The organism is Aestuariivirga sp. (assembly GCF_047600585.1).
In the GTDB taxonomy this organism is placed as follows: Bacteria; Pseudomonadota; Alphaproteobacteria; order Rhizobiales; family Aestuariivirgaceae; genus Aestuariivirga.
In genome coordinates this window covers 934,007-960,014 of the sequence record NZ_JASGKP010000001.1, presented here as the reverse complement: position 1 = coordinate 960,014, position 26,008 = coordinate 934,007, and the positions used below count along the sequence as shown (strand labels likewise).

Here is a 26,008-nt window from a genome sequence, read left to right as displayed (position 1 = left end):
TTTGGGAGCACGAGATGGGCTGGAACACGGAAAAAGGGCCGCGCATTGCCTTCCTCGGCACGGGCGCACAGGGCGCGTCCATCGCCGCGGACTTCGCAGCAGCCGGGCTCGATGTCACCTTCATCGATCAGTGGCCCGCTCATATCGAGGCGATCCGGAAGAACGGCATCACCGTCAATCTGCCGAAGCGGAGCTTCAATGTCGCCGTTCCCGCGCTCCATCTCTGCCAGGTGGCCGAGGTGAAGGTGCCCTTCGATCTCGTCTTCATCGTGATGAAGGCCTACGACACCAAGTGGGCCGCGGAACTGATCAAGTCGGTCCTTGCCGATGACGGCCTCGTCGTCGGCCTGCAGAACGGCATGACCCATGAAGACATCGCCGGCGTTGTCGGTCGCGAGCGCACCATCGGTGCGGTGATCGAGATCGCTTCCAACATGTGGACGCCCGGCATCACCAACCGCCAGAACGACGTGGATGAGTCCTGGTTCGCCCTCGGCGCGCTTGATCCCAAGACACAACCCCGTGTCGAAGCGGTGGCGAAGATCCTGCGGAACTCAGGTCGTGTCGAGGTGATGGAAGACATCAAGTCGGCAAAGTGGATGAAGCTCGTGGTGAACGCTGCCGAACTGATCCCCTCCTCCATCGTCAATCTGCCGCTCAACGATGCGGCGCGCTTTCCCGGCATGCTGGAGGTGATGCGCCTTGCGGGCTACGAGGCGATGCAGGCCGCGCAGGCCGATGGCGCCAGCATCATCCCCATCATCGGCATGCCGCCCGTCACCTCGAACCATCCTGAGCGCTATGTGGATGCAATTTTCGATGAGGTGCTGAAGACCTTCTCGAAGCCTGATACGCTCGTCACCTCGCTGCAGGACTGGCGCAAGGGCCGCCGCGCCGAGGTGCGCGAAGTGAACGGCTGGGTGGTCGATATTCTCAAGGCCCACGGCCGCTCCTCGCCCATGAACCAGCGGGTGGTGGAGATGGCACTGGAGATCGAAAAAGGCCTCCGCACAGCCGATCCCGCCAACGCCAAGGAACTGCAGGCGACCTATCACGAGATCACCCGCACGTGACGGACGCTGCCTCACAAACGGCGAAGCTGGAGTCCGAACTCCGCAAGATGCTCGAAGAGATGAGCGCGCTCATCCATGCGCGCGACCTCGCAATCGTTGATCGTTTCTGGTCCGGCGGACGCTTCTGGCTCTTCGGTTCCGAAGAGCATGAGCATGACCTCACGCGTGCGGAACTCCACGCCCACATGGCCGCGATGTTCGAAAAGCCATATCGTGTGCGGTTTCTCTTCGACGCCATGAGTGTGGATCATCATCAGGACATGGCCTGGGTGAATGCACCGGCCATTCTTGAAATCCATCATCCCGACCGCGTGGTGCGATTGCCCTATCGCCTGTTCGCGCTCTTTCAGCGGATCGGCGGCGCCTGGCAATGGCGTGTCTTCAGCGGCTCGGAGCCCGCCGCACCGCCCACCTGAACCAGCTTCACGTCTCTTACGCGCTGCAGCGAAGTGAACTTCGCGCAGGCAAATACCCCTGCTTTTTCTGAGATTGGATTCAGTCAACCTTAATCAGCGATTCAAATCGCTTTGAATGCGCAAGGATTGAGCAAGCCTGGCCAACGTAGAGGGAGGCATAGTTTCTTGACCGAAGAGTCAAAAACCGGACAGGCAGAGTGAGTAGAGTCATGACAACGACAAGCAAGAAAACAACCTCCAGCAAGATGATCTTCGGCCTTCAGGTCGGCATATCGGCATTGCTGCTCACGGTCGGTTGGGCCGGATACCAGAACAGCGCCGCCACGAACGAGTCCTTCGCCATCGTCAAGGCGGAGAAGCAGAAGGCCCTCGACATCGGAAAGCTCGAGAGCGAACTGAAGAGCATCCAGATCAGCGTGGTGCAGGTTCAGCAGTTCCTTTCGGATGTTTCCGCCACCCGCGGCCTTGATGGCCTGAATGATGGCTTCGATCTCGCCGAAGAAAACGCGAAAAGCTTCGAGGCACACTTGAAGTCGGCAACGGCTCTTGCGACTGAGATGAAGGAAGACGGCATCGGCAAGCTGCTCAAGACCGTGAGTGAAGCCTTCCCGCCCTATTATGCCAAGGGCAAGGAAATGGCGCATGCCTATGTGGCCGAAGGTCCGGCCGGCGGCAACAAGATGATGGGTGCTTTCGACGAATTTGCCTCAGCGCTCACCGGTGACATGGATCAGGCGCTCAAGACCACCGCCGACCGCAAGCGCGAGATCGAGGAAGCGGGCATCGCCTCGGTGAACGGCGTCGAGGCCACGCTCGCCAGCAACAAGCAGTTCTTCCAGATGCTGACGATGATCCTGGGCGGACTGGCCTTCCTGTTCTCCGCCGGCACCGCGCTTCTCACCGTTGTCCTGCAGCGCCAGGCGACACGCCAGCAGGCCCGTGCCGAAGAACTCGGCCGGATCCAGGAACAGGAGCGCGAAGAAAACAGCCGCAATACTGCACTGGTGATCACGAGCCTCGGCGAAGGTCTCGACAAGCTGGCGAAGGGTGATCTCTCCGCCAACATCGAGAGCCCCTTCCCCGGCGAGATGGACGCCCTGCGCAAGAACTTCAACGCCTCGGTCCATGCCCTCAGCGACACCATCGCTTCCGTGATCCGGAGTTCGGAGCAGATCAAGGCGGGCACATCGGAAATCGCAGGCGCCTCCGGTGACCTTGCCCGCCGCACCGAAAACCAGGCCGCAAGCCTGGAAGAAACCGCAGCCTCGATCCTCCAGCTTTCGACCGCCCTGAACGAAACGGCAGCCAACGCCTCCAAGGCCAAGGCCTCGGCCACGTCGGCGCGCGAAATGGCGGAGAACGGACGCAGCGTGGTGGCAGAGACTGTGTCGTCCATGAAGAACATCTCCACCAGTGCCGCCCAGATGACGTCGATCATCAGCGTGATCGACGAGATCGCCTTCCAGACGAACCTGCTGGCGCTCAACGCCGGGATCGAGGCCGCCCGTGCGGGTGATGCCGGCAAGGGCTTTGCCGTCGTTGCCGGTGAAGTGAGAATCCTCTCGGACCGTTCGGCCGAAGCCGCCAAGGACATCAAGAAGCTGCTGGAGGAATCCAACGCGAATGTCGACCAGGGCGTGAAGCTGGTGAGCGTGCTCGATGGTGCGCTGGCAAGCATCAACCAGCAGGCGGTGACGGTGGCACAGGTGATCGAGGAGATCAGCACCGCCACCAAATCCCAGGCCGACAGCCTCACGGAAGTGAGCGCCGCGGTCAACCAGCTCGATCAGTTCACCCAGGCCAATGCCGCCATGGTGGAACAGTCGACGGCCGCCACCCACACGCTGAACAACCAGACCGAGGAGCTCTTCGGCGCCATCGGCAAGTTCAACGTGGAAGCCGCCAACGACACACAAAGAATCTCCCGGCCGCGACTCCTCGCGGCTTGAGACGAAGGCCGACTGCACAATGGCCGCAGGGGCCTTCCTCGGAAGGTCCCTGCATTGCAGCCCTCAGTGCCGCTGCGAGAGTATGAACCTCTCCACCGCCCGTGACTGGCGAACGAGAGCACTGAACTCGATGCCGTAACGCGTGTGCGAGCCCCAGCGGACAGTGGACGACAGCTCGCCAAGGTCCGGGCTGAGAAGCACCACGGCGGAGCCGGGCATGAGCTGTATCATGGCATCGAGAACGATGCCCGCACCCGAGAATGACAGATCGACCACCCGGCACTTGATTTCGAACCTGTCGACCCTCAGTCGCGCCGGCATGTCGCACGCACTGCGCTCCTGCAGGCGGCGATAGGGCCGTGGGCCTTCCGGGCTGGAGGGTTCAGCCGTCATCGCTACGCCGCCCGGCCCATGCCGCCGGACCCTGTCGAGCCTGCCTGACCCGCCAGACGGAAGCGCGCCACGATCCTCGCCAGTTCACCGGATTGCTCGGTCAGGGTGCGCGTGGCCGCCGTCGTCTCCTCCACCATGGCGGCATTCTGCTGCGTCACCATATCCATCTGCTCCACCGCAGTGTTCACTTCCTGCAGGCCGGAGGCCTGGTGCTCCGCACTGGCAGCAATCTCGGTCACAACCTGGTTGATATCTGCGATGCGCTCGATGATGGAGCGGAGCGAGGTTCCCGTTTCCGCAACAAGCTGCACCCCTTCCTCCACCGCATCCTGCGCCGTGGAGAGATGCTCCCTGATGTCCTTCGCGGCTTCGGCCGAGCGCTGCGCCAGTGCCCGCACCTCGGAGGCCACGACGGAGAAGCCGCGCCCCACGTCTCCGGCGCGCGCCGCTTCCACCCCGGCGTTGAGCGCGAGCAGATTGGTCTGGAACGCCATGTCGTCCACCAGACCCACAATCTGGCTGATCCTCTGGGATGACGTTTCGATCGCCTTCATCGCGGAGATGGCCCGGTCCACCACCATGCCGGATTTGTCGGCGTCGCTCTTGGCCAGGGCAACGATGCTGCGGGCATGGCTCGCGCCCGCCGCAGTGTCGCGAACCTTGCTGGTGATTTCCGCAAGTGCCGCGGCGGTCTGCTCCAGATTTGCCGCCTGGTTTTCGGTGCGCCGCGAGAGATCGTCGGAGGCATGCGAGATTTCGGAGGTGCCCGAGGAAATGCCATCAGCCCCAGCCCGCACATTGGCGATGATCACCTGCAGCGCATCCACCATCTCGTTGAAACTGATGCGGAGAGGATCGAGAGATTCGGGAAAAGGATCGGTGATCTTCTGCGTGAGATCGCCGCGCGACAGCCGCTGAAGGCCTTCGCCCAGCTTGCCGATCACATATTCATTGGCTTCCTTGACCGTGAAGTTCTCCTGCGCCTGCGCCTTGAAGACAGAGACGGCCCGCGCCATCTCGCCCACTTCATCCCGGCGGGCCTCATAGGGAATGCTCACGGTCAGGTCGCCATTCGCAAGCTTTGACATCACTTCGGAGATGCGGGTCAGTGCCCTGACGACATGGCGGTTCCCGAGAAGAAAGAGCGCCGCAAGCCCAACGCACAGCGCACCAGCGAGGACATAACCCACCTGCAGCGCGAGGCTTGAGGCGGCAAGGCTTTCCTTCTCGTCCACGGCCAACTGATCGCTGATGAAGGACTGATTGTCCTGCACGAATTTCTGGAATTCGACGAATTCCGTGGTGAGCTTGTCGCTGACTTCGCGGGCTTTCTGCCTGTCGCCAGCTTGAAGTGCCGGAATGATCTCCTTGTTAAGATCAGTCCAGAAGATCTGCCCGTGGCTGACGAAGCCGTCGTGGAACGGTTTCCACTTCGCGAGATCCAGAAACGGCCGCGCCTCCATCTCGGCTTCCCAGTACCTCATGCGATCATCGAAACTCTTCTGGAGTTCCCGCCACTTGGAAATTGCTGCCTTGATGTCCGGGTTGCTTGACGCCAGCGTCGCATTCACCAGGGTAAGCGCCTCATAGGGGAGAAGCGGCGGCGGGATGTAGTCCGCGATCAGCGCCGCCCCGTTCTCGATGGCTCGGAAGCGGTCTCCGCCCACCCGGTGCTCGAGAAAACTTGTTGAACTATAGATTGCGAAGGCAGCGACCGTGATGATCACCGCAATCGCAGAAAGGGTCATGAGGCGTGAGATGGAGAGTGCCGATTTGGCAAGGCTGCGCCCTTGCCCATGCACGGTCGTTGCAGACATTCTATGCGTTCCAGGTCCCGAGTTATCGTTCAGTGCGATTCTAAGGCGTCACACTGACAAGCTGTCTGCAACCAGAAGCTGGTCTGAATCTGTAAAACCGCATTACAGATTTCAACAGACCGTTATCCGAGATCAGTAATATGCGGAAAAACAAAGAATAATGGCACATTGGGCGCCGACGGACGGCTGCAACTGGCAAACGTGGACGCGTGATCCTGCGCCGCATCCTGAACGGGCATGCGACCCTGACACCAAGGTGAGTCGGCTCCCGCAAGTGCAGGAACAATCACGTGTTTTTGCCGATACAACTTAAAGCTTTCTACAATTTTCCTGACCACACTCTGCGGCGAAAGCACGGAGTCACTGGATCTTGCGCCGCTTCTACGGCTGGAGTTTTGCTGGAACGATCGCCATTCCGCTGGTGCTCGCGCTTGCGCTCGTGATGTGGCTCACCTTCGATCTCGTCTATCGTGTTTCCGCCGGCGCCAACATGCAGGACTCGGAGCGCACGCGGCAGATCGTCGAGTCCGCAATCGGCGCGGCCGAGAAGCAACTCGAGAACGCCACGGCGGACAACGCCTATTGGGACGACGCGGCGCGCCAGGTTTATGGAAACATCGACGAGACCTGGGTCCGCGATACCTGGGGCGTGCCGACGGAGTCAGGCGCCACCTATGATCTCATGCTGATTGCGGACCACAACGCCTCATCTGTTCTCAGCGGTTATCGCAAGCGCAAACCTTTCAAGCCGGACGCCAGCACGTATTTCGGAGAGAATCTTTCCAGCATACTCGCCCAATTCGCCCAGGCGCCGGAAGAATCCGAATCCAGGGCCACGGTGATGAGGACCGCAGACGGGCTTGCCATCATCGCCGCAGCGACGATCATGCCCACCTCTGCCGACCTCCGCACACCTGGCCAGCCGCCGCGATATCTCATCTTCGGGAAATACCTGTCCGAAGATTACCTGAAGTCGCTGGGATCGCAGTACGTGATCGAGGGCCTGACGGTCACGGATTCCCGGCCACGCTCCAGACCCTACTTCGCCATCACCGACCTTGCCGGCCATGACATCGCCTTCGCTCGCTGGAAGGATCGCAGGCCAGGAGACCTCGCACTCCGGTCCATCCTCACCACCTCCATTGCCGTCGTCGTGTTCATGAGCCTTGTGCTGGCCGGGATCGGCGTCTTGTGCTGGCGGCTGCTGGGGCATATCGCCGACCGCGAGCGATCGGCCCTTCATGAATCCCTGCACGACAGTCTCACGGGCCTTCCCAACCGCTCCGGTCTGCAGGACCAGATGCGGCACCTGATCGGCGCGGGCGAAACCAACCTCGCCATCGCCTATGCCGACCTCGACGGCTTCAAGGAAGTGAACGACTACTTCGGCCACGACACCGGCGACAGGCTGCTGAAGGCGATCTCCGCCGGACTGAGGCAACTTGCGAGCCCCGGCAACTACGTGAGCCGCCTCGGCGGCGATGAATTCGTTGTTCTGACCAAAGGCGAGGACGCAATCGATCAGGCCCGCAAGATCAGCGAATTCTTCGTCGCCTTCGTTCAGGAGCCCTTCGATCTCGACGGCCGCATCGCTTCGGTGGGCGTCAGTATCGGCATCGCGTCGCTTCCAGCGGAGTCCCGTGACACCACCGAGCTTCTGCGGCGCGCGGACCTTGCCATGTACCACGCCAAGTCCACGGGCAAGAACCGCCACTTCACCTATTCCCCCGCGCTCGACAACGACAAGCGCGAGAACCTCGAGATTGCCAGCGAGCTCCGCCAGCACATTGCCGCCGGCCTGCTGGAGGTGGCGTACCAGCCCATCGTCTCTGCCGCGAACCTTGATGTCGTGGCGATCGAGGCGCTGGCCCGTTGGCCTGCCTCCTCGCCGCGGCGCGTCACACCCGACAAGTTCATCGCCGTCGCCGAGGCCAACGGCCTGATCGATGATCTCGGCCAGGCGGTTCTCGCCATCGCCTGCAAGGAAATCGCCCGCTGGGAGACGCTCCGGCTTTCGGTCAACGTCTCACCCATCCAGTTGCGCAATCCGGACTTCGCGCGGCGTACGATCCAGACGCTGCATCAACACATTCTGCCGGGTAACCGGCTTGAGCTGGAGATCACCGAGAACGTCCTGATGTCGGAATTCCCGGCGATCATGAAGAACGTGAACGATCTGCGCGCTGCCGGCATCCGCCTGGCGCTGGATGACTTCGGCACCGGGTATTCAAGCATCCACTACCTGCGCAAGATCCCCTTCGACCGCATCAAGATCGACCGTTCGCTGATCTGCAACATCCTGAAGGGCGCGCAGGAAAGCCACATCGTCCAGTGCACCATCCAGATGGCGAGCGGCCTTGCCGCCAAGGTCACCGCCGAAGGTGTCGAGAACGAGGAGCAGATCAGCATCCTGCGTCTGAACGGATGCGACGAGCTGCAGGGTTACTATTTCCACCGGCCCATGCCGGCGGCCAGTCTGCGGCAGTTGATGGAGAACCAGCGCAAGGCCAGGGCCGGCGGCTTCGCCAGCGTGGCCTGAGCCACGGTCAGCCCACGTACCAGATCTTGCGCGGGTCGCCGGGCATGCGGCGGTAATCGTAGGCAAGGTCGATCAGCTGCGGAAGATCGATCCGCGGCCGCCAGCCCAGGTCGAATTTGGCAGCGGCATTGTCCATCCAGTTGGAATGGTATTGGCTCGGGATGGGAATGCTCTTGAGGCCGCGGCTGGCGAGCAGATGCGCCGCCACCTCGCCATAGTCGACCGGCTCGTTCATGCAGATGTTGTAGGTGCGGCCCGCAGAGGCGGCACAGTCCAGCGCCAGACCGATCGCCCTTACCAGATCATCGACGTGAACGAAGTTGCGCTTGAGGGGCCGGTCGTGCGCATCGAGCAGCAGCGGCACGGTGCCCTCGCGCGCGCAGGCCTCGGCCACGGCGGGCGCCACCATGTCCTTCCAGCGCGGGCCGCCGAACACATCATCGCCGAAGGAGAGGCTGTACCTGAAATCATCCTTCTCCATGATCCAGGGCGCGCGCAGGACGCAGGCATTGATGCCGTACTGGATCACGAACTGCTGCAGCATCACCTCTTCCAGTACCTTGGAGAGCGCATAGCAGCCGGGATAGGCCATGTGCGGCGCCTTCTCCGTCACCGGGGTTCCGTGTTCGTAGAAGAAGTGGCCCACCGCAGCGTCACCGCCGATGAGGATGAATTGTTGCGCCGTCTTGCTCTGGCGGAATTCCTCCAGCATCCAGAACAGGCCCTTCACCGTCACGTCCATCACGTCATCCGGTGTTTCCTTGCAGGTCGCCATGTGCACGACGTGGGTGACGCCTTCCATCGCGGCCTTCACCACCGCCTTGTCGGAGATGGAGCCCCGCACCACGTCCAGTCCCTCGATCATGCGATTGTGGCAGAGCGCCCGCAGTGCCGCGCGCGGCAGGCCAAGCTCCGATTGCAGATGTGCGATGAGCCGCGTGCCGACCTTGCCGGTGGCGCCTGTGATCAGAAGCTTCATGTCGTCACTCCCTCTGAGGCGTCACAGGCAGGGCAAGGCTCACACCTTGCCGCTTGAAGCCCGCACCACCAATGGACATTCCGATTTCAATTGCGCCGGCTGCAGGCCCGGCTGATCGATCCGCTCCAGCAGCAGTTCCGCCGCCATCACACCCATCTCGAAGTGCGGCAGCAGCACGGTGGTGAGCGGCGGATGAGTGAACTGCGCGATTTCGCGGTCGTCATATCCCACCACACTCACGTCTCCGGGAATGGACTTCCCCATTTCCTTCAGCGCCTCGAGGCAGCCGAGCGCCATCAGGTCGTTGCTGCAGAAGATGGCCGTCGGCGGTTCGGACAGCTTGAAGAGCTCCTGCGTCTGGGTGTAGCCCGCCGATGGTTCCCAGTTGCCGGGCCGCACCAAGCGCTCGTCGAAGCCGAGATCGGCAGCCGCCAACGCCTGGCGATAGCCCTTCAGGCGGTCCTTCGAGGCGTCCATCCACTCTTCGCCCTGGATGATGGCGATGCGGCGGTGGCCGAGGTCGATGAGATGCTGCGTGGCGCTGCGCCCGCCCACCACTTCACCGGGCGTGACCGAGGGCACGCTGCGGTCGGCGAGGTAGCAGTTCAGCAGAACCGTCTGCTGTCCCATGACCGCATTGGACAGAGTGACCGCACGCGTCTGGATGGTGCCATAGACGAGGCCCTTGAGGTTGAGCTTGCCCAGCGTGCGGATCGCGGTGGCCTCGGCCTCGGCGTCGCCGCTCGTCACGAAGGTCATGATGTCAAGGCCGGTGGCAGCCGCCTTCTCGCGCAGGCCATCAAGGGCAATCGCCATCCACGGGTCAGTCGAGATTTCATCGACGAGGAAGCCGATCACCCCATTGTCGTGTCGAGCGCCGTTCCCCGCCCGGCGCACGGCATGGACATAGCCCAGCGACTTCGCTGCCTTCTTCACACGGGTGATGGTCTCGTCCGACACCCGTGCCTCGGCAATTCCGTTCAGAACAAGCGAGACCGTGGTCTGCGAAACGCCCGCAAGCGCCGCCACATCAGTCATCGTCGGTCGCCGTTTTTCAGTCACTTATGACTCCCCTGCATCATTTCAGGCCCCGCCCACATCCTTAGGGCGGCACGCCTCTCTGCCGATGCAACCACAGGGAACTTCGCGTTCAAACTGCATTCTTGCCGGTCCACAACCATCAACACTAATCTTGACTGATATTAGTAATAATGATTACGTTTAACGTACGGTAGAGCCGTCTGGCAAGCCGCCAATAAAAAACCGCGACACATTTGTATGGGAGACGCCTGATGAAACTGAAATTCGCCGCAGCGCTTGCCGCTGGCCTGATGCTCTCGGTCACACCCGGACTGGCTCAGGAAAAGAAGCAACTCGCCTTCATCGTGAATGCCGCCTCGGACTTCTGGAAGCTCGCCGAAGCGGGCGTGAAGAAGGCGCAAGGGGAACTGCCGAACTACGAACTGCAGTTCAAGTATCCGGCCCAGGGCACCGCCGCCCTGCAGAACGCCCTCATGGATGACCTCGTTGCCGCCGGCACCGACGCCATCATGATCTCGTCGGTCGATCCCAAGACCTCGATCGATGCCTTCAACCGCATCGCCGCCCAGGTGCCCCTCTTCACCACCGACAGCGACGCGCCCGCCAGCAACCGCATCGCCTATCTCGGCTCGTCCAACACCGATGCCGGTGTGCAGGCAGGCGAGATCGCCGTGAAGGCGCTGCCCAACGGCGGCAAGTGCATGGGCTTCGTCGGCTTCCTGGACGCCGACAACGCCAAGGAGCGCATCGCCGGCTTCAAGAAGGCGGTGGAAGGCAAGGGCATCGAACTCGTCGACACCCGCGGTGACGACGTGGACTTCGCCCGTGCCCGCAGCAACGTCGATGACGTGCTCGCCGCCAACCCCGAGATCAACTGCATGGTCGGCTTCTATTCGTACAATCCCCCCAAGATCTACGAAGCCCTGCAGGCCGCCAACAAGCTGGGCCAGATCACCGTCATCGCCTTTGACGAGGATCCGATCACGCTCGGCGCCGTGCGCGAAGGCAGCTTCGCGGGCACCGTGGTGCAGCAGCCCTTCGAATGGGGCTACCAGGGCATGAAGCTGATGGCGAAGTATCTCGAGGGCGACAAGTCCGGCATCCCCGAGAACAAGCTCATCATCGTTCCCACCAAGGTGATCGACAAGGGCAATGTCGATCAGTTCGAGGCCGACCTCAAGGCGGCCATCGGCAAGTAAGTAAGCGTTGGAATGGCTGGCCGACTCCTCCTCGTGCCAGCCATTCACCCCGCTTCACGAGCTTTGCTTCCCACCCCGTTTGCGTCATTGTGGCCGCGTCAGCAGGGCACCGCATTGTCATGACTTCAACGCTTCTCACACTGGAAGCCGTCTCCAAGACGTTCGGCCCGGTCGTGGCGCTCGAGGATGTCTCGTTCTCGATCGGGCGCGGCGAAGTCGTAGGACTCGTGGGCGAGAACGGTGCGGGCAAGTCGACGCTCATGAAGATCCTGGGCGGCGTCATCACGCCCTCAAGCGGCCGTGTGCTGATCGAGGGCCGCGAAATCCATTTCGCAAATGCCCGCCACTCCATGAACGAGGGCATCGCCTTCGTGCATCAGGAGCTGAACTCCTTCCCCAATCTCAGCGTTGCTGCCAACATCCTGATCGGCCGCGAACCGCGCAAGGGCCCGTTCGACCTCTTTGTCGATGAGAAGAAGGCGGAAGCCCTCGTGCAGCCGCTGCTGCAGAAACTGCGTGCCGACTTCACGCCATCGACGCCGGTGGCTGATCTCTCCATCGCCCAGCGCCAGCTCGTGGAAATCGCCCGCGCCCTCTCCTTCGATGCCCGGCTCGTCATCATGGACGAGCCCACCTCCAGTCTCACCCTCAGTGAGTCCAACCGCCTGCTCGAGATCGTGGGGGAACTTAAGGCGGCGGGCGTGAGTGTCATCTTCATCACCCACCGCCTCAACGAGATCGTCGAGATCGCCGACCGCGTGGTGGTCCTCCGCGATGGCAGGCTCGCGGGCACGCTGAAGAAATCCGAAATCAGCCCGCAGGCGATGATCGCCCACATGATCGGGCGCACCCTGCAAACACTCTATCTCCCGCCCGCCATCACCTCCGCACAGGATGGCCTGACGCTGATCTGCGTCCGAACCGAAAACTTTCCGCAGGAGGAGATCACGCTCTCGGTGCGGCGGGGCGAAATCCTCGGGCTTGCCGGATTGATCGGTGCGGGCCGCTCGGAACTCGCAAAGGCCATCTTCGGAATCGAGCCCCTGCTCGCAGGCGAGATCCGCATCAACGGTTCGCCCGTGCAGGTGACGACGCCGGGCGAGGCCATCGCAGCCGGCGTTGCGCTCATCCCGGAAGACCGCAAGCAATCGGCCCTGCTCCTGGCCGAATCCATCGCCGAGAACATTGGCCTCAACAACTGGCAGCAGTTTTCCCGCGGCGGCCTCGTCGATGCAGGCGAACTCCGCGGCCATGCGGCGCGGCAGATTCAGGCTTTCGATGTCCACGCGCCGGGGCCCGATGCCCATCTCTCAGCGCTTTCTGGCGGCAACCAGCAGAAGGTCATCCTCGCCAAGTGGCTGCCGCGCAACCCGGCTGTGCTGATCTGCGACGAGCCCACGCGGGGCGTCGATGTGGGAGCGCGGCACGAAATCTATCTCCGCCTGCGCAAGGCCGCCGATGCGGGCGCTGCCGTGCTTCTCATTTCCAGCGACATGGAAGAGGTGCTGGGGGTGAGCGACCGCATCGCCGTGATGCATGAGGGCCGCATCAGCGGCACGCTGCAGCGGGAGAATTTTTCCGAACACAATGTCCTGCAACTCGCCGTGGGACGGGCTAATCAGGGGGACCACGCGGAATGACGTCATACAAGAAGGATATCGGGCTTCTCATCCTCATCCTGCTGGTCGGCACCATCGTGGCGCTGATCAATCCCCTCTTCCTCTCGCCCATCAACCTTGCCAACACTGCGAACCTCATCGGCCTGTTCGGCATCTTTGCCATCGGACAGGCCATCGTCATCATCACCGGCGGCATCGATCTCTCGGTGGGTTCGGTGATCGCGCTCCTCGGCGTTGTCATGGTCGATCTTCTGGCCGGCGTCGAAATGCCGTGGCCGCTGGTGCTGCTGCTCATTCCCGTCTTCGGCGCGGTGATCGGATTCATCCACGGCCTGCTCATCGTAAAGCTGAAGATCCAGCCCTTCATCGTCACACTCTGCGGCCTTCTCATCTACCGCGGTGCGGCGCGCTTCTTCACCGCAGACGCCACGGCGGGCTTCGGCTTCGGGCAGAGCTTCCCCGCCGTCGAGTGGCTGACCGTAGGCCGGAGCTTTGGCGTGCCACACTCCTTCGTGGCGCTTCTGGTGATCGGTACGGTGATGTGGCTCGTCCTTCACCGCACCGTGTTCGGGCGCTATCTCTTCGCCGTGGGGAAGAACGAAGAGGCCGCTCGCTATTCCGGCATCAACACCGGGCGTGTCATCATCTCGGCCTATGTGGTGTGCGGCGTCCTCACGTCGGTGTCCGCCATCTTCTTTGCCATGTACACCCGCTCCATCTCGCCCTCCTCCCATGGCAGCTTCTACGAGCTTTATGCCATTGCCGCCGCCGTGCTGGGCGGCTTCTCGCTCCGGGGCGGCGAGGGCTCGATGATCGGCGTCATCCTGGGCGCCGTCCTGCTCCAGGTGCTGCAGAACCTGGTGAACCTGCTGGGCATTCCCAGTTCCCTCAATTTCGCGGTCATGGGCGCGGTGATCCTCTTCGGCGTTCTGGTGGATAGCCAATTGGCCCGATTCCGGCCCATGATGGCGTCGCTGAAGAAGGGCTAGCAGGAGACACGGCGTGGGAGAGACGAACGGCACCATCGAAACCATTCCCCTCTCGGAAGGGCGTCTCTCGGCCAACGTGCTGACCATGGGCGCGTCCCTCATGGACCTTGTGCTCGATATGCCGGAGGGCCCGCGCCCGGTCATCCTCTCGCTTGGAAATCCGCAGGCCTACCGCATCAATCCACATTATCTCGGCGTCATTGCCGGGCGCTGTGCCAACCGCATCCGCGGCGGCGATTGCGTGATCGATGGCCGCAGCCACCAGCTTGACCGCAACGAGAACGGCAGGACACATCTGCATGGCGGCAGCACCGGCTTTTCCCGCAAGCTGTGGCAGGTCGCAGCCCGCACGGCCACGAGTGTGACGCTTGCGCTGCAGTCGCCTGACGGCGATCAGGGCTACCCCGGCACAGTCACGGCCACGTGCCTCTATGAGCTGGTGCCCGGGAACCGCCTGCGCATCACGCTCACTGCGAAGACTGACGCCACGACGCTGGTGAACCTCGCCGCCCATGCCTACTTCAATCTTGCGCCGGGCTCTTCCATTCTCGATCACGCCCTCATGATGCCGGCCCAGCGCTACACGCCCGTGGATGTCAGCCTCATTCCCGATGGCCGGCTGCTGCCGGTGAGCGACACGGGCTATGACTTCACCACGCCCGTTCGCATCGGCGCGCAGCGCGAGAAGACCGCCGCGGGCTTCGACCACAATTTTGTGCTGGCGAATGCGCCGCGCCCTGAGCCCGCCCTTGCCGCCCGGCTGATCTCGCCGCAGCGCGACCTCACGCTCGAAATCTGGAGCACCGAGCCCGGCCTGCAGTTCTATGATGGCGCAAAGCTCGATGGCGGCCCCGGTGCGCCCCATCCGGAGCTTCCGGCCTTCGCCGGTTGCTGCCTTGAACCGCAGCGCTTTCCCGACGCCATCCATCATCCGCATTTCGCTTCCGCCCTTCTGAAGGCAGGAGAGACCTATCGTCAGGTCACGGAGTATCGCTTCCTCGCGCCGGGTGTGGCGTGACGGCAGGCAGCATCAAGGCAGAAGATGATGGCCGATCAGAACTCGTCGGTCTTGTCGACGGCGAGTCGCCAGCCCGCTTCCCCGGCCACGAGCTTGTAGCTTATCTGGCGGATGCGGCTGGGCTTGTCGTCCGGCGCGCCGTCGTCGAACACCGGGAAGCGGCGCACCAGCCTGTTCTCGATGATGGTGAACTGGTCATGCCCGCGATAGCCTTTCACCAGAGCGGGATCGTCGGCAAGTGCCGGCAGGAAGACATCGCTCAGGGATTTCTTGCGGTTTGCGCTGAAGGCAACGAGCGCGCCTGTCCGGGCCTTGTCTTCCCCTTGCACATAGACATAGACCTCAGGGCTCTTGTCGACGTTGAGGTCGCCCACCTCGGCATCGATCACGCGGGCGTTTCCGACCGCCGTCTCCTGCGCCGCGTTGTCGATCTTGAGACCCTTGGGAACGATCTTCACCACGTTGGCCGTGCCTTCGTTCCGGCTTTCGATGGCAAAGCTGATGCCCATGGCCTCGAGTGTCTTGGCATAGGGCGAAACGAACGGCTTCGCGGGCAGAATGGCCGCCGCGGTGGCCGCCGACTCGGCGCTGTCGGCCCAGGCCGCGCCCGGCATCAGCAGAACCAGCATCATCAACACGATTTGTCTCATCGCACGCACTCTCGCATGACCGCCACCACAACCGAAACTATCGCTGAAACCCCAGGCTGTAAATGTGGCGGTGCAGCGCAAACAGCGCAAAAGTGCAAATCTTCCCGCCCCGGTCTTTCACCCTTGACGCGAGGCGGTGGCCGCAATTCAAGTAATGTTATCCCGGCCGCTCTCACTTGAGGCGGCTTCACATCCCATCCGGTTTCATGAAGTGGAGCTCACGTCTTGTCGATCACCGCGCTGGTCTGCGCCGCACCGGGTGAACTGAAGCTGGAGACGCGCCCCCGTCCGCCCTCTTCCGCGGATGGTGTGCTCGTCCGCCCGCGCCGCATCGGCATCTGCGGCACGGACTATCATATCTTCGAAGGCAAGCACCCCTTCCTCCAGTACCCGCGCATCATGGGACATGAACTTGCGGTGGAGGTGGTTGAGCCGGGCAATTCCGATTTGGCCGAACGCACAATCTGCGTCGTGAACCCCTATCTCTCCTGCGGCACCTGCCATGCCTGTAGCCGCGGCAAGCCCAATTGCTGCACCCGCATTTCCGTTCTCGGCGTCCATCAGGATGGCGGCATGCAGGAGCTGATCGTTCTGCCCGCGGCAAATCTCCTGCCTGCACCGGGTCTCTCCATCGATGGCTGCGCGACCGTTGAGTTCCTCGCTATCGGCGCACACGCGGTGCGGCGCGGCGGCGTCTCGTCTGCGGATACGGTGCTCGTCATCGGTGGTGGCCCCATCGGTCTCGGCGCCGCTTTGTTCGCGAAGCTTGCGGGTGCCGCCAAGGTGGCGATCATCGACCGCGACGGCGAGCGTTCCCGCAGCACCGCCGCCATCGCCGGGATCGACAGCGTCCCGTTGGATGACGGTCTCGACAAGTCGTTGTCGAACTATACCTCCGGGAACGGCTTCGACGTGGTATTCGACGCCACCGGCAACCAGGCCTCCATGCAGCGCGGCTTCGATTTCGTCGCCCATGGCGGGCGTTACGTGCTGGTGAGCGTGGTGAAGGACCAGATCACCTTTTCCGATCCGGATTTCCACCGCCGCGAGTTGACGCTGTTCGGCAGCCGCAACGCAACGTCGGAGGATTTCGCCCGCGTCATATCGGCGATCCGCGATGGCAAGGTTCCGCTCGACCGCATCATCACCCACCGTACCAGTCTTGCGGATGCCGCACGTGATCTGCCCGTGTGGGCGCACGAAAAGCAGGGCCTGATCAAGGCCATGATCGAGATCGGCGGTTAGTCGGCCCATGAAGCGCTTGTCCATGGCCACCGCGGCAGGCCTCCTGCCCTATGACCGCAGCAAGGTCACTGCCGGAATGGTGCATCTCGGCGTCGGCGCCTTTCATCGCGCCCATGTTGCCGCCTATGTGGATTCGGTTCTGTCGCAGGACCCGAGCTGGGGGATCATCGGCGTCTCGCTCCGCCGCCCGGACACGCGGGCCGCACTTCTCGATCAGGACTTTCTCTACACCCTCGCCATCCGCAGCGCGGAGGGTACCCGGACGCGCTTTATCGGCAGCCTGCTCGATGTGCTGGATGCCAACACGCAGCGTGAGGCGGTGCTGGCGGCGATGGCTGATCCCGGCGTCCGCATCGTCTCGCTCACTGTCACCGAGAAGGGCTATTGCCACGATCCCGCGACGGGCGAACTCGATGCCACGCAACCCGACGTCAGACACGATCTGGACCACCCCGAAAGTCCGGTGAGCGCGCCGGGCCTGATCGTCCGTGCCCTCGAACTGCGCAAGGCGAAGGGCATTCCGCCCTTCACCGTGCTCAGTTGCGACAATCTTCCGGCCAATGGCCACACCACCCGGCGCATCGTCACGCGCTTTGCCAGCCTGCGGAACGCAGAACTGGGCAACTTCATCCGTGAGCATGTCGGCTTCCCCTCCACCATGGTGGACCGCATCGTGCCCGCGACGACAGACGACGACCGAAAGGACGTCGCCTCCCTCACCGGACTGGATGATGCGTGGCCCGTGGTGACCGAGCCTTTCCAGCAATGGGTGGTGGAGGACCACTTCACCCAGGGGCGCCCTGCCCTCGAAACAGCTGGCGTGGAGTTCGTCAAGGATGTGGCACCCTTCGAACTGATGAAGCTCCGCATGCTGAACGGCAGCCACTCCACGCTGGCCTATCTCGGTTATCTCGCGGGCCATCAGTACGTCAGCGAAGCGATTGCACAGCCGGCCTTCCGGTCACTCATCTCGGCGCTCATGACCGAAGACGTGATGCCGACGCTGCCCATGGAGCGGTCGTCGCTTGTGCAGTATCGCGACGCTCTGCTCGACCGCTTCTCCAATCCGGCCCTCAGGCACCGCACCTGGCAGATCGCCATGGATGGCTCGCAGAAGCTGCCGCAACGGCTGCTCGGCACCATCCGCGACCGCCTCAAGGGCGGGCATTCCGTCACCCGCATCAGTCTCGGTGTCGCGGCGTGGATGCGCTACGTTACCGGCATCGATGAACAGGGCCAGCCCATCGACGTGCGCGATCCGCTCGCGGCACGGCTGCGTGGCATTGCCGATGCAGCGAACAAGGACCCAGCGCGTCTCGTCGATGGTCTCTTGAAAGTGCGGGAAATTTTCGGCGACGATTTGCCCGCTTCGGCACCCTTCCGCGCGGCGTTGCACGCGCATGTGCAGAGCCTGCTGGAGACCGGATCACAGCGCACGGTGGAAAACATCATTCAAGCCTGAACAGGACATCACAGGAGCGTCTCATGGAATACCGCACACTCGGCCGGTCCGGCCTCAAGGTCTCCGTCCTCTCACTGGGGTCCGCAAACTTCGGCGCCGAAGGTGACTGGGGCAAGGTCTGGGGCAAGGTGGGCGTGGATGGCGTCGAACGCCAGATCGACATCAGCCTCGATCACGGCGTCAATCTCATCGACACCGCCAACGTCTACTCCGCCAGCAAGTCCGAGTCACTGATCGGCGAAGTCCTTGCCAAGGGCCGCCGCAACCGCCTGCTGATTTCCAGCAAGGTGCGCTTCCCCGTGGGCGATGGCCCCAATGACCGCGGCCTCAGCCGCTATCACCTTGTGCGCGAGGCCGAGAACTCATTGAAGCGCCTGCGCACCGATGTAATCGACATCTATCAGGTGCACGAGTGGGACGGGCAGACACCGCTTGAAGAGACGATCGAGGCGCTCGACACGTTGGTCCGCCACGGCAAGGTGCGTTACATCGGCTGCTCCAACTATTCCGCCTGGCATCTGATGAAGGCACTCTCTATCTCCGACTCCACACACCGCCAGCGTTTCGTCTGCCAGCAGATCCACTATTCCTTGCAGGCCCGCGAAGCGGAATACGAACTGATCCCGCTGGGCTTCGACCAGGGCGTCTCGCTGCTCGTCTGGTCGCCGCTCGCAGGCGGCTGGCTCTCCGGCAAGTACACGCGCAATTCGGCGCCAGACACAGGGCGCCAGGCCATCGGCTTCCGCGAGCCGCCGATCTATGACTGGAACAAGCTGTGGAACATCGTGGACGTGCTGAACGATGTCGCCGCGAGGCACAAGGCCACCGCCTCGCAGGTCGCCATCGCCTGGCTGCTGCAGCGTCCGATGGTGGCTTCGGTCATCATGGGCGGCCGCAGCACCGAGCAGATCGAGTCGAACCTGAAGGCGGCCTCGCTGTCTCTTTCCGCCGACGACGTGGCTCAGCTCGACAAGGTGAGCGAGCCCAACCTGCTCTATCCCTATTGGCATCAGGCCTACACGGCAAGCGACCGCGTGGGCACGGCGGACCTCACACTCCTCAAGCCCTATCTCGGCCGCGACCTCACCGCGCCGCGCACCTGAAGGACGGACATGCTTGACGCCGTTGTCGTGGGGGCCGGAGCCGCAGGCGTCGGCGCCGGGCTCGCCCTGCTGAAGCACCGCGCGAATTTCCTGATCCTCGAAGCCAAGGACAGGGTCGGTGGCCGCGCCTTTTCGGACAGCGAAAGTCTCGGCCGCACCTGGGACCATGGCTGCCACTGGTTCCATTCCGCCTCCATCAATCCTCTGAGGAAGATCGCGCTCAAGCTCGGTCATCCCTTTGAAGACATGCCGAAGCCCTACGGCAGCTGGCTGTGGCGGAACGGCGCCTTCATGGACCCCACGCCCTACGAGACGGAACACGCAGCACTCGCCGCGCGGATGGCGGCCACCGATACGGCCACGACAGACATGGCGCTCGCAACCCTCATGGACGACGCTTCGCCCTGGCGCGCGGTGTTGCGCCACGACATGGCGCTCACCTATTCGCAGGAGGTGGAAGATATCTCCGTTGCCGACGCCAAGGCGTTCCATGACACGCAGGAAAACATCCCCGTCACCGGCGGCTACGGCGCATTGGTCGCAAGACTCGCGCAGGCCTTGCCGGTTCGGCGATCAACCGCCGTGACCGCCATCACCGTGGTGCCGGGCGGCGTGAAGGTTTCGACAGCATCCGGAGATATCGAGGCGCGGCAGGTCATCGTGGCGGTGCCGCAACGGGTGCTGGCACGGGGCGCCATCCGGTTCTCGCCTGCCCTGCCCGCAGACATTGAACACGCCATCGGGATGTTGCCGATGGGATGGTTCGAGAAGTCAGGCGTTGCCTTCAGCGCGCCGGTTTTCGGCGAGCACTCAGAACTCCGGCGTGGAAATCGTAGCCCGCGTGATGGGTGAGGAGCGGCCAACGGCCGTGCAGATTTCAGGAGGACCGGAACCGATTGCGATTTGCCATCTGGCCGGCCATATCGCGCGCGACCTTTCCGCCGCGGACCGTCTGGCATTCAGCGAGGATGCGCTGGTGCAGTGCTTCGGCTCGCGCATTCGCAGCCTGATCACCCGGCGCGCCGGCAGCGCGTGGACCGCGGATCCCTTCATTGGTGGTGCCTATTCCTGTGCGCGCCCGGGAGCTGCCGGATTGCGGAGGACCCTGCAATCGCCCGTGCACGGCCGCATCCAGTTCGCCGGAGAACACACAAGCGGCGACGCCATGGCGACAGCCCATGGCGCCTATCTGAGCGGTCAGTCCGCCGCCATGCGCGCGCTTCAGAAGGCGGAACAGGACGCCGATCCATTGTGGCTTCCGGCCCGCGCCTGAGCATCTCATCGCTGCGCCTCCCCACCCGCCGCCACCCCGGATTGCGCTTGCGGGGTTTCGGGCTAAGGTGCTGTTCATGACGCCGGAAGACATTTCACAGCTCATCAGCCGCACGGCCCTCAAGGACCGCGCCGCCTTCCGCGCGCTTTATTCCGCAACCTCGGCGAAACTCTTTGGCGTCTGCCTTCGTGTCTTGAAGGACAGGACGGAAGCAGAAGACGTGTTGCAGGATATCTATGTCAGGATCTGGCTCAATGCCGACAGGTACCAGGTATCGGGTTACAGCCCGATCACCTGGCTTGTGGCCATTGCCCGCAACCTCTGCATTGACCGCCTGCGCATGCGCCGCCCGGCCGCCGCCCCGATGGACGAGGCCGCCGAGATCGAAGACGAGACCGCTACCCCCGAGCAATCGGCTTTGCTGCAGGGCGAGGCCGGCCGCCTCTACAAGTGCCTCGAAAAGCTCGATCCGGAGCGGGCCTCCGCCGTGAAGGCTGCCTACATGGAAGGCTACAGCTATCAGGACCTCGCGGCCCGCCTGAACCAGCCGCTCAACACCGTGCGCACCTGGCTCCGCCGCGGCCTCATCAGCCTGCGGGAGTGCCTGTCGTCATGACCGACCGCACACCCCTTCAGGAAGAGGATGTCCACCTTGCCGCGGAATACGCCCTCGGCGTGCTGCAGGGTGCGGAACGCCAGGCCTTTGAGCGGCGAATGGCACAGGAACCGGCGCTTGCGGCGGAAGTTCGTGATTGGGACGAAAGCTTTGCCGGGCTTGCCTCCGGCATTGCGCCCGTTGCCCCCCCGCCCCGCCTCCTCCCCCGCCTTGAGGAGCGGTTGTTCGGCAGCGCCCGCGACATAACGCGGCCGTCGCTCTGGAACAGCCTCGGCTTCTGGCGCGGCCTTGCGGCACTGTCTCTTGCCGCCGTGATCGGGATTGGCGCGTGGAACGTCCGCCAAGGCCAGCAGAGCCCGGAGAGCACGCCCGTCATCGCCCAGGTGCAGAGCGAGGCGGCGAAGCTCAAGCTCGCCGTTGTCGTCGATGCCGCAACAGGCGAAATGCGCCTCAATCGTCTCGAAGGCGCGCCGGGTACGGGCCGCAGCCTCGAACTCTGGCTGATCGCCGGGAACGAAGCCCCCGTCTCGCTCGGCGTGCTGCCGCAGGATGCCGCCTCCCGCATCACCCTTCCCGAAGCGTTGCGCGGCAAGCTTGTGGGCAGCGTGCTGGCGATCAGCGATGAGCCCGAGGGCGGCTCGCCCACCGGCGCGCCGACAGGTGCCGTTCTTGCCACCGGCGAATTGACCCGCGTCTGATCACGAACTCGTTATTCGTTTCTTCACCACGGGCTGAAACTTTCCGCAGCCCTCCTCCGTGACTGCTCTTGTCCCCGCAAGCGGGGACGGAAACGCAAACACAAACGTCAACGGAGAACACCATGACCATCCTTCGCACCGCTCTCGTCGCCACCCTCATCGCCGTGAGCGCCACATCCGCCTTCGCCAAGAACCCGAAAGTGGGTGGCGCGGCCATGTTCGAAGACAAGAACATCATCCAGAACGCCCTGAACTCCAAGGATCACACCACGCTGGTTGCGGCCGTGAAGGCGGCAGGCCTCGTCGACACGCTGATGGGCAAGGGTCCTTTCACGGTCTTCGCGCCCACCAATGAAGCCTTCGCCGCACTTCCCGCCGGCACGGTGGAAACCCTGCTGAAGCCCGAGAACAAGGATCAGCTCGTGAAGATCCTGACCTGCCACGTCGTCGCCGCCAATGCGATGTCGTCTGATGTGAACAAGATGGCCATGGCAGATGGCGGCACCCACGAAGTGACGACCGTCGGCGGCTGCAAGCTCTGGCTCTCGGTGAAGGACAACACCGTGATGATCAAGGACGAGGCCGGCGGCATGGCCAAGGTGACCATCGCCGACGTGAAGCAGTCGAATGGCGTCATTCACGTCATTGACAAGGTTCTCCTGCCCAAGATGTAAGTCTCGGGACGGTGCAGGCCTTCCCCGGCCCCTCCGCAGCCGGGGAAGGTCCTTCTCGTCCACAACGAAAGCTCCGCCCATGCCCACGCCACGCCCCACCTCCGGACGACTGATCAGGCGGCAGAAGCTCGCCACCCGCATCACCCATTGGATCTGGGCCGTCTCGTTCTTCTTCCTGCTGATGTCGGGCCTTCAGATTTTCAACGCCCACCCCGCGCTCTATTTCGGCCACCAGTCCGGCTTCACCTATGACAACGCCATCTTCGTGATCGAGGGCTTCCCCTCCTGGGCCACGATTCCCTCGTCACAGGATCTGGCGACGGGCCGCGTGGTGCATTTCTTCTTCGCCTGGATACTGGTGACGACACTTCTCGTGTGGTTTGTCGCCTCGCTCCGCAACCACCACGCCCGCAAGGATTTGCTGCCAACACGCAAGGATGCGAAGGGTCTCGTCCCCGATATACGCGATCACCTCCGCCTCAAGCTCGTCCATGCCGTGCGCTATTCGCCGCTCCAGAAGCTTGCCTATGGCGGAGTGCTCTTCATTCTCTTTCCGCTGATCATCCTCACCGGGCTCAGCATGTCGCCCGGCATGAACGCGGTGCTGCCCTGGCTGCCGGAGCTGTTCGGCGGACGGCAGTCGGCCCGCACCGTGCACTTCGTTGTCATGGCGCTGCTCACCGGCTTCTTTGTCGTGCACATGATCATGATCCTGCTCGCAGGCCCCATCAACGAACTGCGCTCCATCATCACCGGGCGCTACCGCCTCTCGCCTTCAGCGCAGAAGGACACCAGCCATGTCTAAGCTCATCCTCTCGCGCCGCGCGCTGCTTCGCGCCGGGCTTGCGACCGCCGCAACGGTGCCGCTGGCCGGATGCTCGGCGTACGATTTCCTGCAAGACCGCGACAATGCCATGCGCGCCTTCATGATCAGCATGAACCGCCTTACCTACCGCGCCCAGCGGCTGCTGCAATCACCGGGCCAACTCGCGCAGGAGTTTACGGAAGCAGACATCCGCCAGGATCAGCACCCCAATGGCGTGACCGATCCCGATACGCCGGACTATCTCACGCTCAGGAACGGCAATTTCTCTGACTATCGCCTGCAGGTGGACGGACTGGTGGAGCGGCCAACCGCCTTCTCGCTCAGCGACCTCAAGGCCATGCCGTCGCGCACCCAGATCACCCGCCACGACTGCGTGGAGGGATGGAGCTGCATCGCCAAGTGGCAGGGCGTGCCCCTGCGCCAGGTGCTGGATGAAGTGGGGGTGAAGCCGGCGGCGCGCTTCGTCATGTTCCACTGCTTCGATGCCATCGAGCGCACCCTCAGTGGCGAAGTGCTCTACTATGAATCGATCGATCTCGTGGATGCCCGCCACCCGCAGACGATCCTCGCCTATGCCATGAACGACAAGCCCCTGCCGGTCGCGAACGGCGCGCCGCTGCGGGTTCGGGTCGAACGGCAGCTCGGCTACAAGATGGCGAAATACATCCGCCGCATCGAGCTCATCTCGGAGTTCAGCCAGGTCGGGCTGGGCAAGGGCAGCTACTGGGCCGACCAGGGGTATGAGTGGTACGCGGGGATATGAGGGGTTTGGTGGGCCCGGCAGGACTCGAACCTGCAACCAGACGGTTATGAGCCGTCAGCTCTAACCATTGAGCTACAGGCCCCACCCATCCCGCAAGGGACAGGGCTAGCTAACTGATTTCCGGGCGATTTGCCAGTCTGGCGGACTGGGGCCCGGAGGCTGTTTTTGAACCGCCACCGAGGCGTGCTATAGGCCCGTCATGAATAACCATAATCTGACACCCGAGGCCGCCGTCGCGGCCCTGATCGACCTTCACGCCACGGCCACCTCCACGCTCAAGGCAGCCCTCGAGCGCTACCTCACTGCCCGCACCACGCCCACGGCCGAGGAGCGCGCCCTGTTCCGCTATCCCGAACTCGTGGTGACCTACGAGGCCCACGGCCTGCAGCCGGTGATCGCCCGCGCCTATGCCAAGTTCACCGGGCCCGGAATCTATGCGACGACCATCACCCAGCCCAGCCACTTCGCGCCCTACCTGCTGCAGCAACTGCGCTATCTGGTCGACGACTATGGCGCGCGCATCGACGTACGGCCCTCGACCCAGGAAATCCCCTACCCTTACGTGCTCGACAAGGGCGATGACCTTGGCGCGGGCGGCGTTTCGGCGGCGGAACTCGCGCTCCACTTCCCGGTGCCGCAACTGTCTCTCGTCGGCGACGAGATTGCCGACGGCACCTTCTCGCCGGAGTTCGGCGAGCCCTTGCCGCTCTCGCTCTTCGATGCGGTGCGGATCGACTATTCGCTGAAGCGGTTGCAGCATTACACCGGCACCCACTGGTCGAAGACGCAGCCGTGGATCCTGCTCACCAACTATCACCGCTACGTCGACCAGTTCGTGCAGTGGGGCCTGGCGCGCTTGCAGGAGAACGGACCCTATGATGCGCTGCATCTGCCGGGTGGCGGCGTCATCCTGCGCGGCATGAGCGAGGCCAGCGCGATGGCGGTGATCGAGAGCAGCCCCTGGCACCGCTTCCAGATGCCGGCCTATCACCTCTCTCGCAGCGACGGTCAGGGCGGCACCACGCTGGTCAACATCGGCGTGGGCCCTTCGAACGCCAAGACCATCACCGACCACCTCGCGGTGCTGCGGCCCCATTGCTGGCTGATGATCGGCCATTGCGGGGGCTTGCGCCAATCACAGCGGATCGGCGACTACGTGCTGGCGCACGCCTATCTGCGGCAGGATCACATCCTCGACTCTCTCGTGCCGCCGGATATTCCCATTCCTGCCCTTGCCGAAATCCAGGTTGCGCTTCAGGGCGCTGCCGCAGATGTGACCGGCGAGGAAGGCGAGGCGCTGAAATCGCGGCTCCGCACCGGAACGGTGGTGACCAACGACGACCGCAATTGGGAACTGCGCTGGACGCCGGAGCGGAAGCGCATCAATCTCTCGCGCGCCATCGCCGTCGACATGGAGTCGGGAACAATTGCCGCGCAAGGTTATCGCCTGCGTGTGCCCTATGGCACGCTGCTTTGTGTTTCGGACAAGCCGCTCCACGGCGAGATCAAGCTGCCGGGTGCGGCCAACGCCTTTTACGACCGGGCGGTGGGCGAACACCTGCTGATCGGCCTTGCCGCAGTGGAACGCCTGCGCAAGGAACGCGCCGGACTTCATTCGCGCAAGCTCCGCAGTTTCGACGAACCGCCCTTCCGCTGATGCTGCCCT

The 26,008-nt window shown here is 63.2% G+C and carries 24 protein-coding genes and 1 tRNA gene; 19 read left to right on the top strand and 6 right to left on the bottom strand.

What is annotated here, in order from left to right:
- Nucleotides 1-14: 14 nt before the first annotated feature.
- The 3 genes from QM801_RS04540 to QM801_RS04530 all read left to right on the top strand — a co-directional run bounded on the left by QM801_RS04540 (nt 15) and on the right by QM801_RS04530 (nt 3,438).
- Complete coding sequence (locus QM801_RS04540; protein WP_415018025.1) at nt 15-1,073, top strand: ketopantoate reductase family protein; 1,059 nt, start codon at nt 15-17, stop codon at nt 1,071-1,073.
- Nucleotides 1,070-1,489 (top strand): nuclear transport factor 2 family protein, encoded by a 420-nt coding sequence (locus tag QM801_RS04535; protein ID WP_415018024.1) that lies wholly within the window; start codon nt 1,070-1,072, stop codon nt 1,487-1,489. Before QM801_RS04540 ends, QM801_RS04535 begins: the two co-directional genes overlap by 4 nt.
- Nucleotides 1,490-1,698: 209 nt before the next feature.
- Nucleotides 1,699-3,438 (top strand): methyl-accepting chemotaxis protein, encoded by a 1,740-nt coding sequence (locus tag QM801_RS04530; protein ID WP_415018023.1) that lies wholly within the window; start codon nt 1,699-1,701, stop codon nt 3,436-3,438.
- Nucleotides 3,439-3,501: 63 nt separating this feature from the next.
- Here the strand turns inward: QM801_RS04530 and QM801_RS04525 are convergent, their stop codons facing one another.
- A complete protein-coding gene (locus QM801_RS04525; RefSeq protein ID WP_415018022.1) occupies nt 3,502-3,831 on the bottom strand; it encodes a PilZ domain-containing protein in 330 nt (109 codons plus the stop codon).
- A 2-nt stretch (nt 3,832-3,833) separates the two neighbouring features.
- Nucleotides 3,834-5,648 (bottom strand): methyl-accepting chemotaxis protein, encoded by a 1,815-nt coding sequence (locus QM801_RS04520; RefSeq protein WP_415018021.1) that lies wholly within the window; start codon nt 5,646-5,648, stop codon nt 3,834-3,836.
- A 370-nt stretch (nt 5,649-6,018) separates the two neighbouring features.
- Here QM801_RS04520 and QM801_RS04515 point away from each other — a divergent pair, with 370 nt between their 5' ends.
- Nucleotides 6,019-8,187 carry an EAL domain-containing protein gene (locus QM801_RS04515; RefSeq protein WP_415018020.1) on the top strand — a complete coding sequence of 723 codons (2,169 nt, stop codon included), beginning with the start codon at nt 6,019-6,021 and terminating at the stop codon, nt 8,185-8,187.
- Between the two features lie 7 nt (nt 8,188-8,194).
- Here the strand turns inward: QM801_RS04515 and QM801_RS04510 are convergent, their stop codons facing one another.
- Together QM801_RS04510 and QM801_RS04505 are read right to left on the bottom strand one after the other, a co-directional pair.
- A complete protein-coding gene (locus QM801_RS04510) occupies nt 8,195-9,166 on the bottom strand; it encodes an NAD-dependent epimerase/dehydratase family protein (protein WP_415018019.1) in 972 nt (323 codons plus the stop codon).
- A 39-nt stretch (nt 9,167-9,205) separates the two neighbouring features.
- Entirely contained in the window at nt 9,206-10,204 is a 999-nt protein-coding gene (locus QM801_RS04505) for a LacI family DNA-binding transcriptional regulator (RefSeq protein ID WP_415018018.1), read from the bottom strand.
- A 251-nt stretch (nt 10,205-10,455) separates the two neighbouring features.
- Between QM801_RS04505 and QM801_RS04500 the strand changes: the two genes are divergently transcribed.
- The 4 genes from QM801_RS04500 to QM801_RS04485 all read left to right on the top strand — a co-directional run bounded on the left by QM801_RS04500 (nt 10,456) and on the right by QM801_RS04485 (nt 15,032).
- A complete protein-coding gene (locus QM801_RS04500) occupies nt 10,456-11,406 on the top strand; it encodes a sugar-binding protein (RefSeq protein WP_415020889.1) in 951 nt (316 codons plus the stop codon).
- A gap of 119 nt (nt 11,407-11,525) precedes the next feature.
- Nucleotides 11,526-13,046: a sugar ABC transporter ATP-binding protein gene (locus QM801_RS04495; RefSeq protein WP_415018017.1), complete on the top strand. Its 1,521-nt coding sequence runs from the start codon at nt 11,526-11,528 to the stop codon at nt 13,044-13,046.
- Nucleotides 13,043-14,014 (top strand): ABC transporter permease, encoded by a 972-nt coding sequence (locus QM801_RS04490; RefSeq protein ID WP_415018016.1) that lies wholly within the window; start codon nt 13,043-13,045, stop codon nt 14,012-14,014. Before QM801_RS04495 ends, QM801_RS04490 begins: the two co-directional genes overlap by 4 nt.
- Before the next feature lie 13 nt (nt 14,015-14,027).
- On the top strand, nt 14,028-15,032 hold the full coding sequence (locus QM801_RS04485; protein ID WP_415018015.1) for an aldose epimerase family protein: 1,005 nt from the start codon (nt 14,028-14,030) through the stop codon (nt 15,030-15,032).
- 35 nt (nt 15,033-15,067) lie between these two features.
- Here the strand turns inward: QM801_RS04485 and QM801_RS04480 are convergent, their stop codons facing one another.
- On the bottom strand, nt 15,068-15,682 hold the full coding sequence (locus QM801_RS04480; protein WP_415018014.1) for a hypothetical protein: 615 nt from the start codon (nt 15,680-15,682) through the stop codon (nt 15,068-15,070).
- 231 nt (nt 15,683-15,913) lie between these two features.
- Between QM801_RS04480 and QM801_RS04475 the strand changes: the two genes are divergently transcribed.
- The 10 genes from QM801_RS04475 (at nt 15,914) to QM801_RS04430 (ending at nt 24,342) form a co-directional block, all read left to right on the top strand.
- The gene (locus QM801_RS04475) at nt 15,914-16,927 is read left to right on the top strand and encodes a zinc-binding alcohol dehydrogenase family protein (RefSeq protein WP_415020888.1); all 1,014 of its coding nucleotides are present in this window, start codon (nt 15,914-15,916) and stop codon (nt 16,925-16,927) included.
- 7 nt (nt 16,928-16,934) lie between these two features.
- Entirely contained in the window at nt 16,935-18,389 is a 1,455-nt protein-coding gene (locus tag QM801_RS04470) for a mannitol dehydrogenase family protein (protein ID WP_415018013.1), read from the top strand.
- 23 nt (nt 18,390-18,412) lie between these two features.
- Complete coding sequence (locus QM801_RS04465; protein ID WP_415018012.1) at nt 18,413-19,492, top strand: aldo/keto reductase; 1,080 nt, start codon at nt 18,413-18,415, stop codon at nt 19,490-19,492.
- 9 nt (nt 19,493-19,501) lie between these two features.
- Nucleotides 19,502-20,344 carry a flavin monoamine oxidase family protein gene (locus QM801_RS04460; RefSeq protein WP_415018011.1) on the top strand — a complete coding sequence of 281 codons (843 nt, stop codon included), beginning with the start codon at nt 19,502-19,504 and terminating at the stop codon, nt 20,342-20,344.
- Nucleotides 20,316-20,765, top strand: a complete 450-nt coding sequence (locus QM801_RS04455) for an FAD-dependent oxidoreductase (RefSeq protein WP_415018010.1) — start codon at nt 20,316-20,318, stop codon at nt 20,763-20,765. The genes QM801_RS04460 and QM801_RS04455 overlap by 29 nt, the downstream gene beginning before the upstream one ends.
- Nucleotides 20,766-20,841: 76 nt before the next feature.
- A complete protein-coding gene (locus QM801_RS04450) occupies nt 20,842-21,381 on the top strand; it encodes a sigma-70 family RNA polymerase sigma factor (RefSeq protein WP_415018009.1) in 540 nt (179 codons plus the stop codon).
- On the top strand, nt 21,378-22,079 hold the full coding sequence (locus QM801_RS04445; RefSeq protein WP_415018008.1) for an anti-sigma factor domain-containing protein: 702 nt from the start codon (nt 21,378-21,380) through the stop codon (nt 22,077-22,079). Before QM801_RS04450 ends, QM801_RS04445 begins: the two co-directional genes overlap by 4 nt.
- A gap of 122 nt (nt 22,080-22,201) precedes the next feature.
- Complete coding sequence (locus QM801_RS04440) at nt 22,202-22,753, top strand: fasciclin domain-containing protein (RefSeq protein WP_415018007.1); 552 nt, start codon at nt 22,202-22,204, stop codon at nt 22,751-22,753.
- A 79-nt stretch (nt 22,754-22,832) separates the two neighbouring features.
- Nucleotides 22,833-23,558, top strand: a complete 726-nt coding sequence (locus tag QM801_RS04435; RefSeq protein WP_415018006.1) for a cytochrome b/b6 domain-containing protein — start codon at nt 22,833-22,835, stop codon at nt 23,556-23,558.
- A complete protein-coding gene (locus QM801_RS04430) occupies nt 23,551-24,342 on the top strand; it encodes a molybdopterin-binding protein (protein WP_415018005.1) in 792 nt (263 codons plus the stop codon). The genes QM801_RS04435 and QM801_RS04430 overlap by 8 nt, the downstream gene beginning before the upstream one ends.
- A 6-nt stretch (nt 24,343-24,348) precedes the next feature.
- Here QM801_RS04430 and QM801_RS04425 read toward each other — a convergent pair.
- A tRNA-Ile gene (locus QM801_RS04425) sits at nt 24,349-24,424 on the bottom strand.
- Nucleotides 24,425-24,541: 117 nt separating this feature from the next.
- Here QM801_RS04425 and QM801_RS04420 point away from each other — a divergent pair.
- Nucleotides 24,542-25,999, top strand: a complete 1,458-nt coding sequence (locus tag QM801_RS04420) for an AMP nucleosidase (protein WP_415018004.1) — start codon at nt 24,542-24,544, stop codon at nt 25,997-25,999.
- The last annotated feature ends 9 nt before the right edge of the window (nt 26,000-26,008 follow it).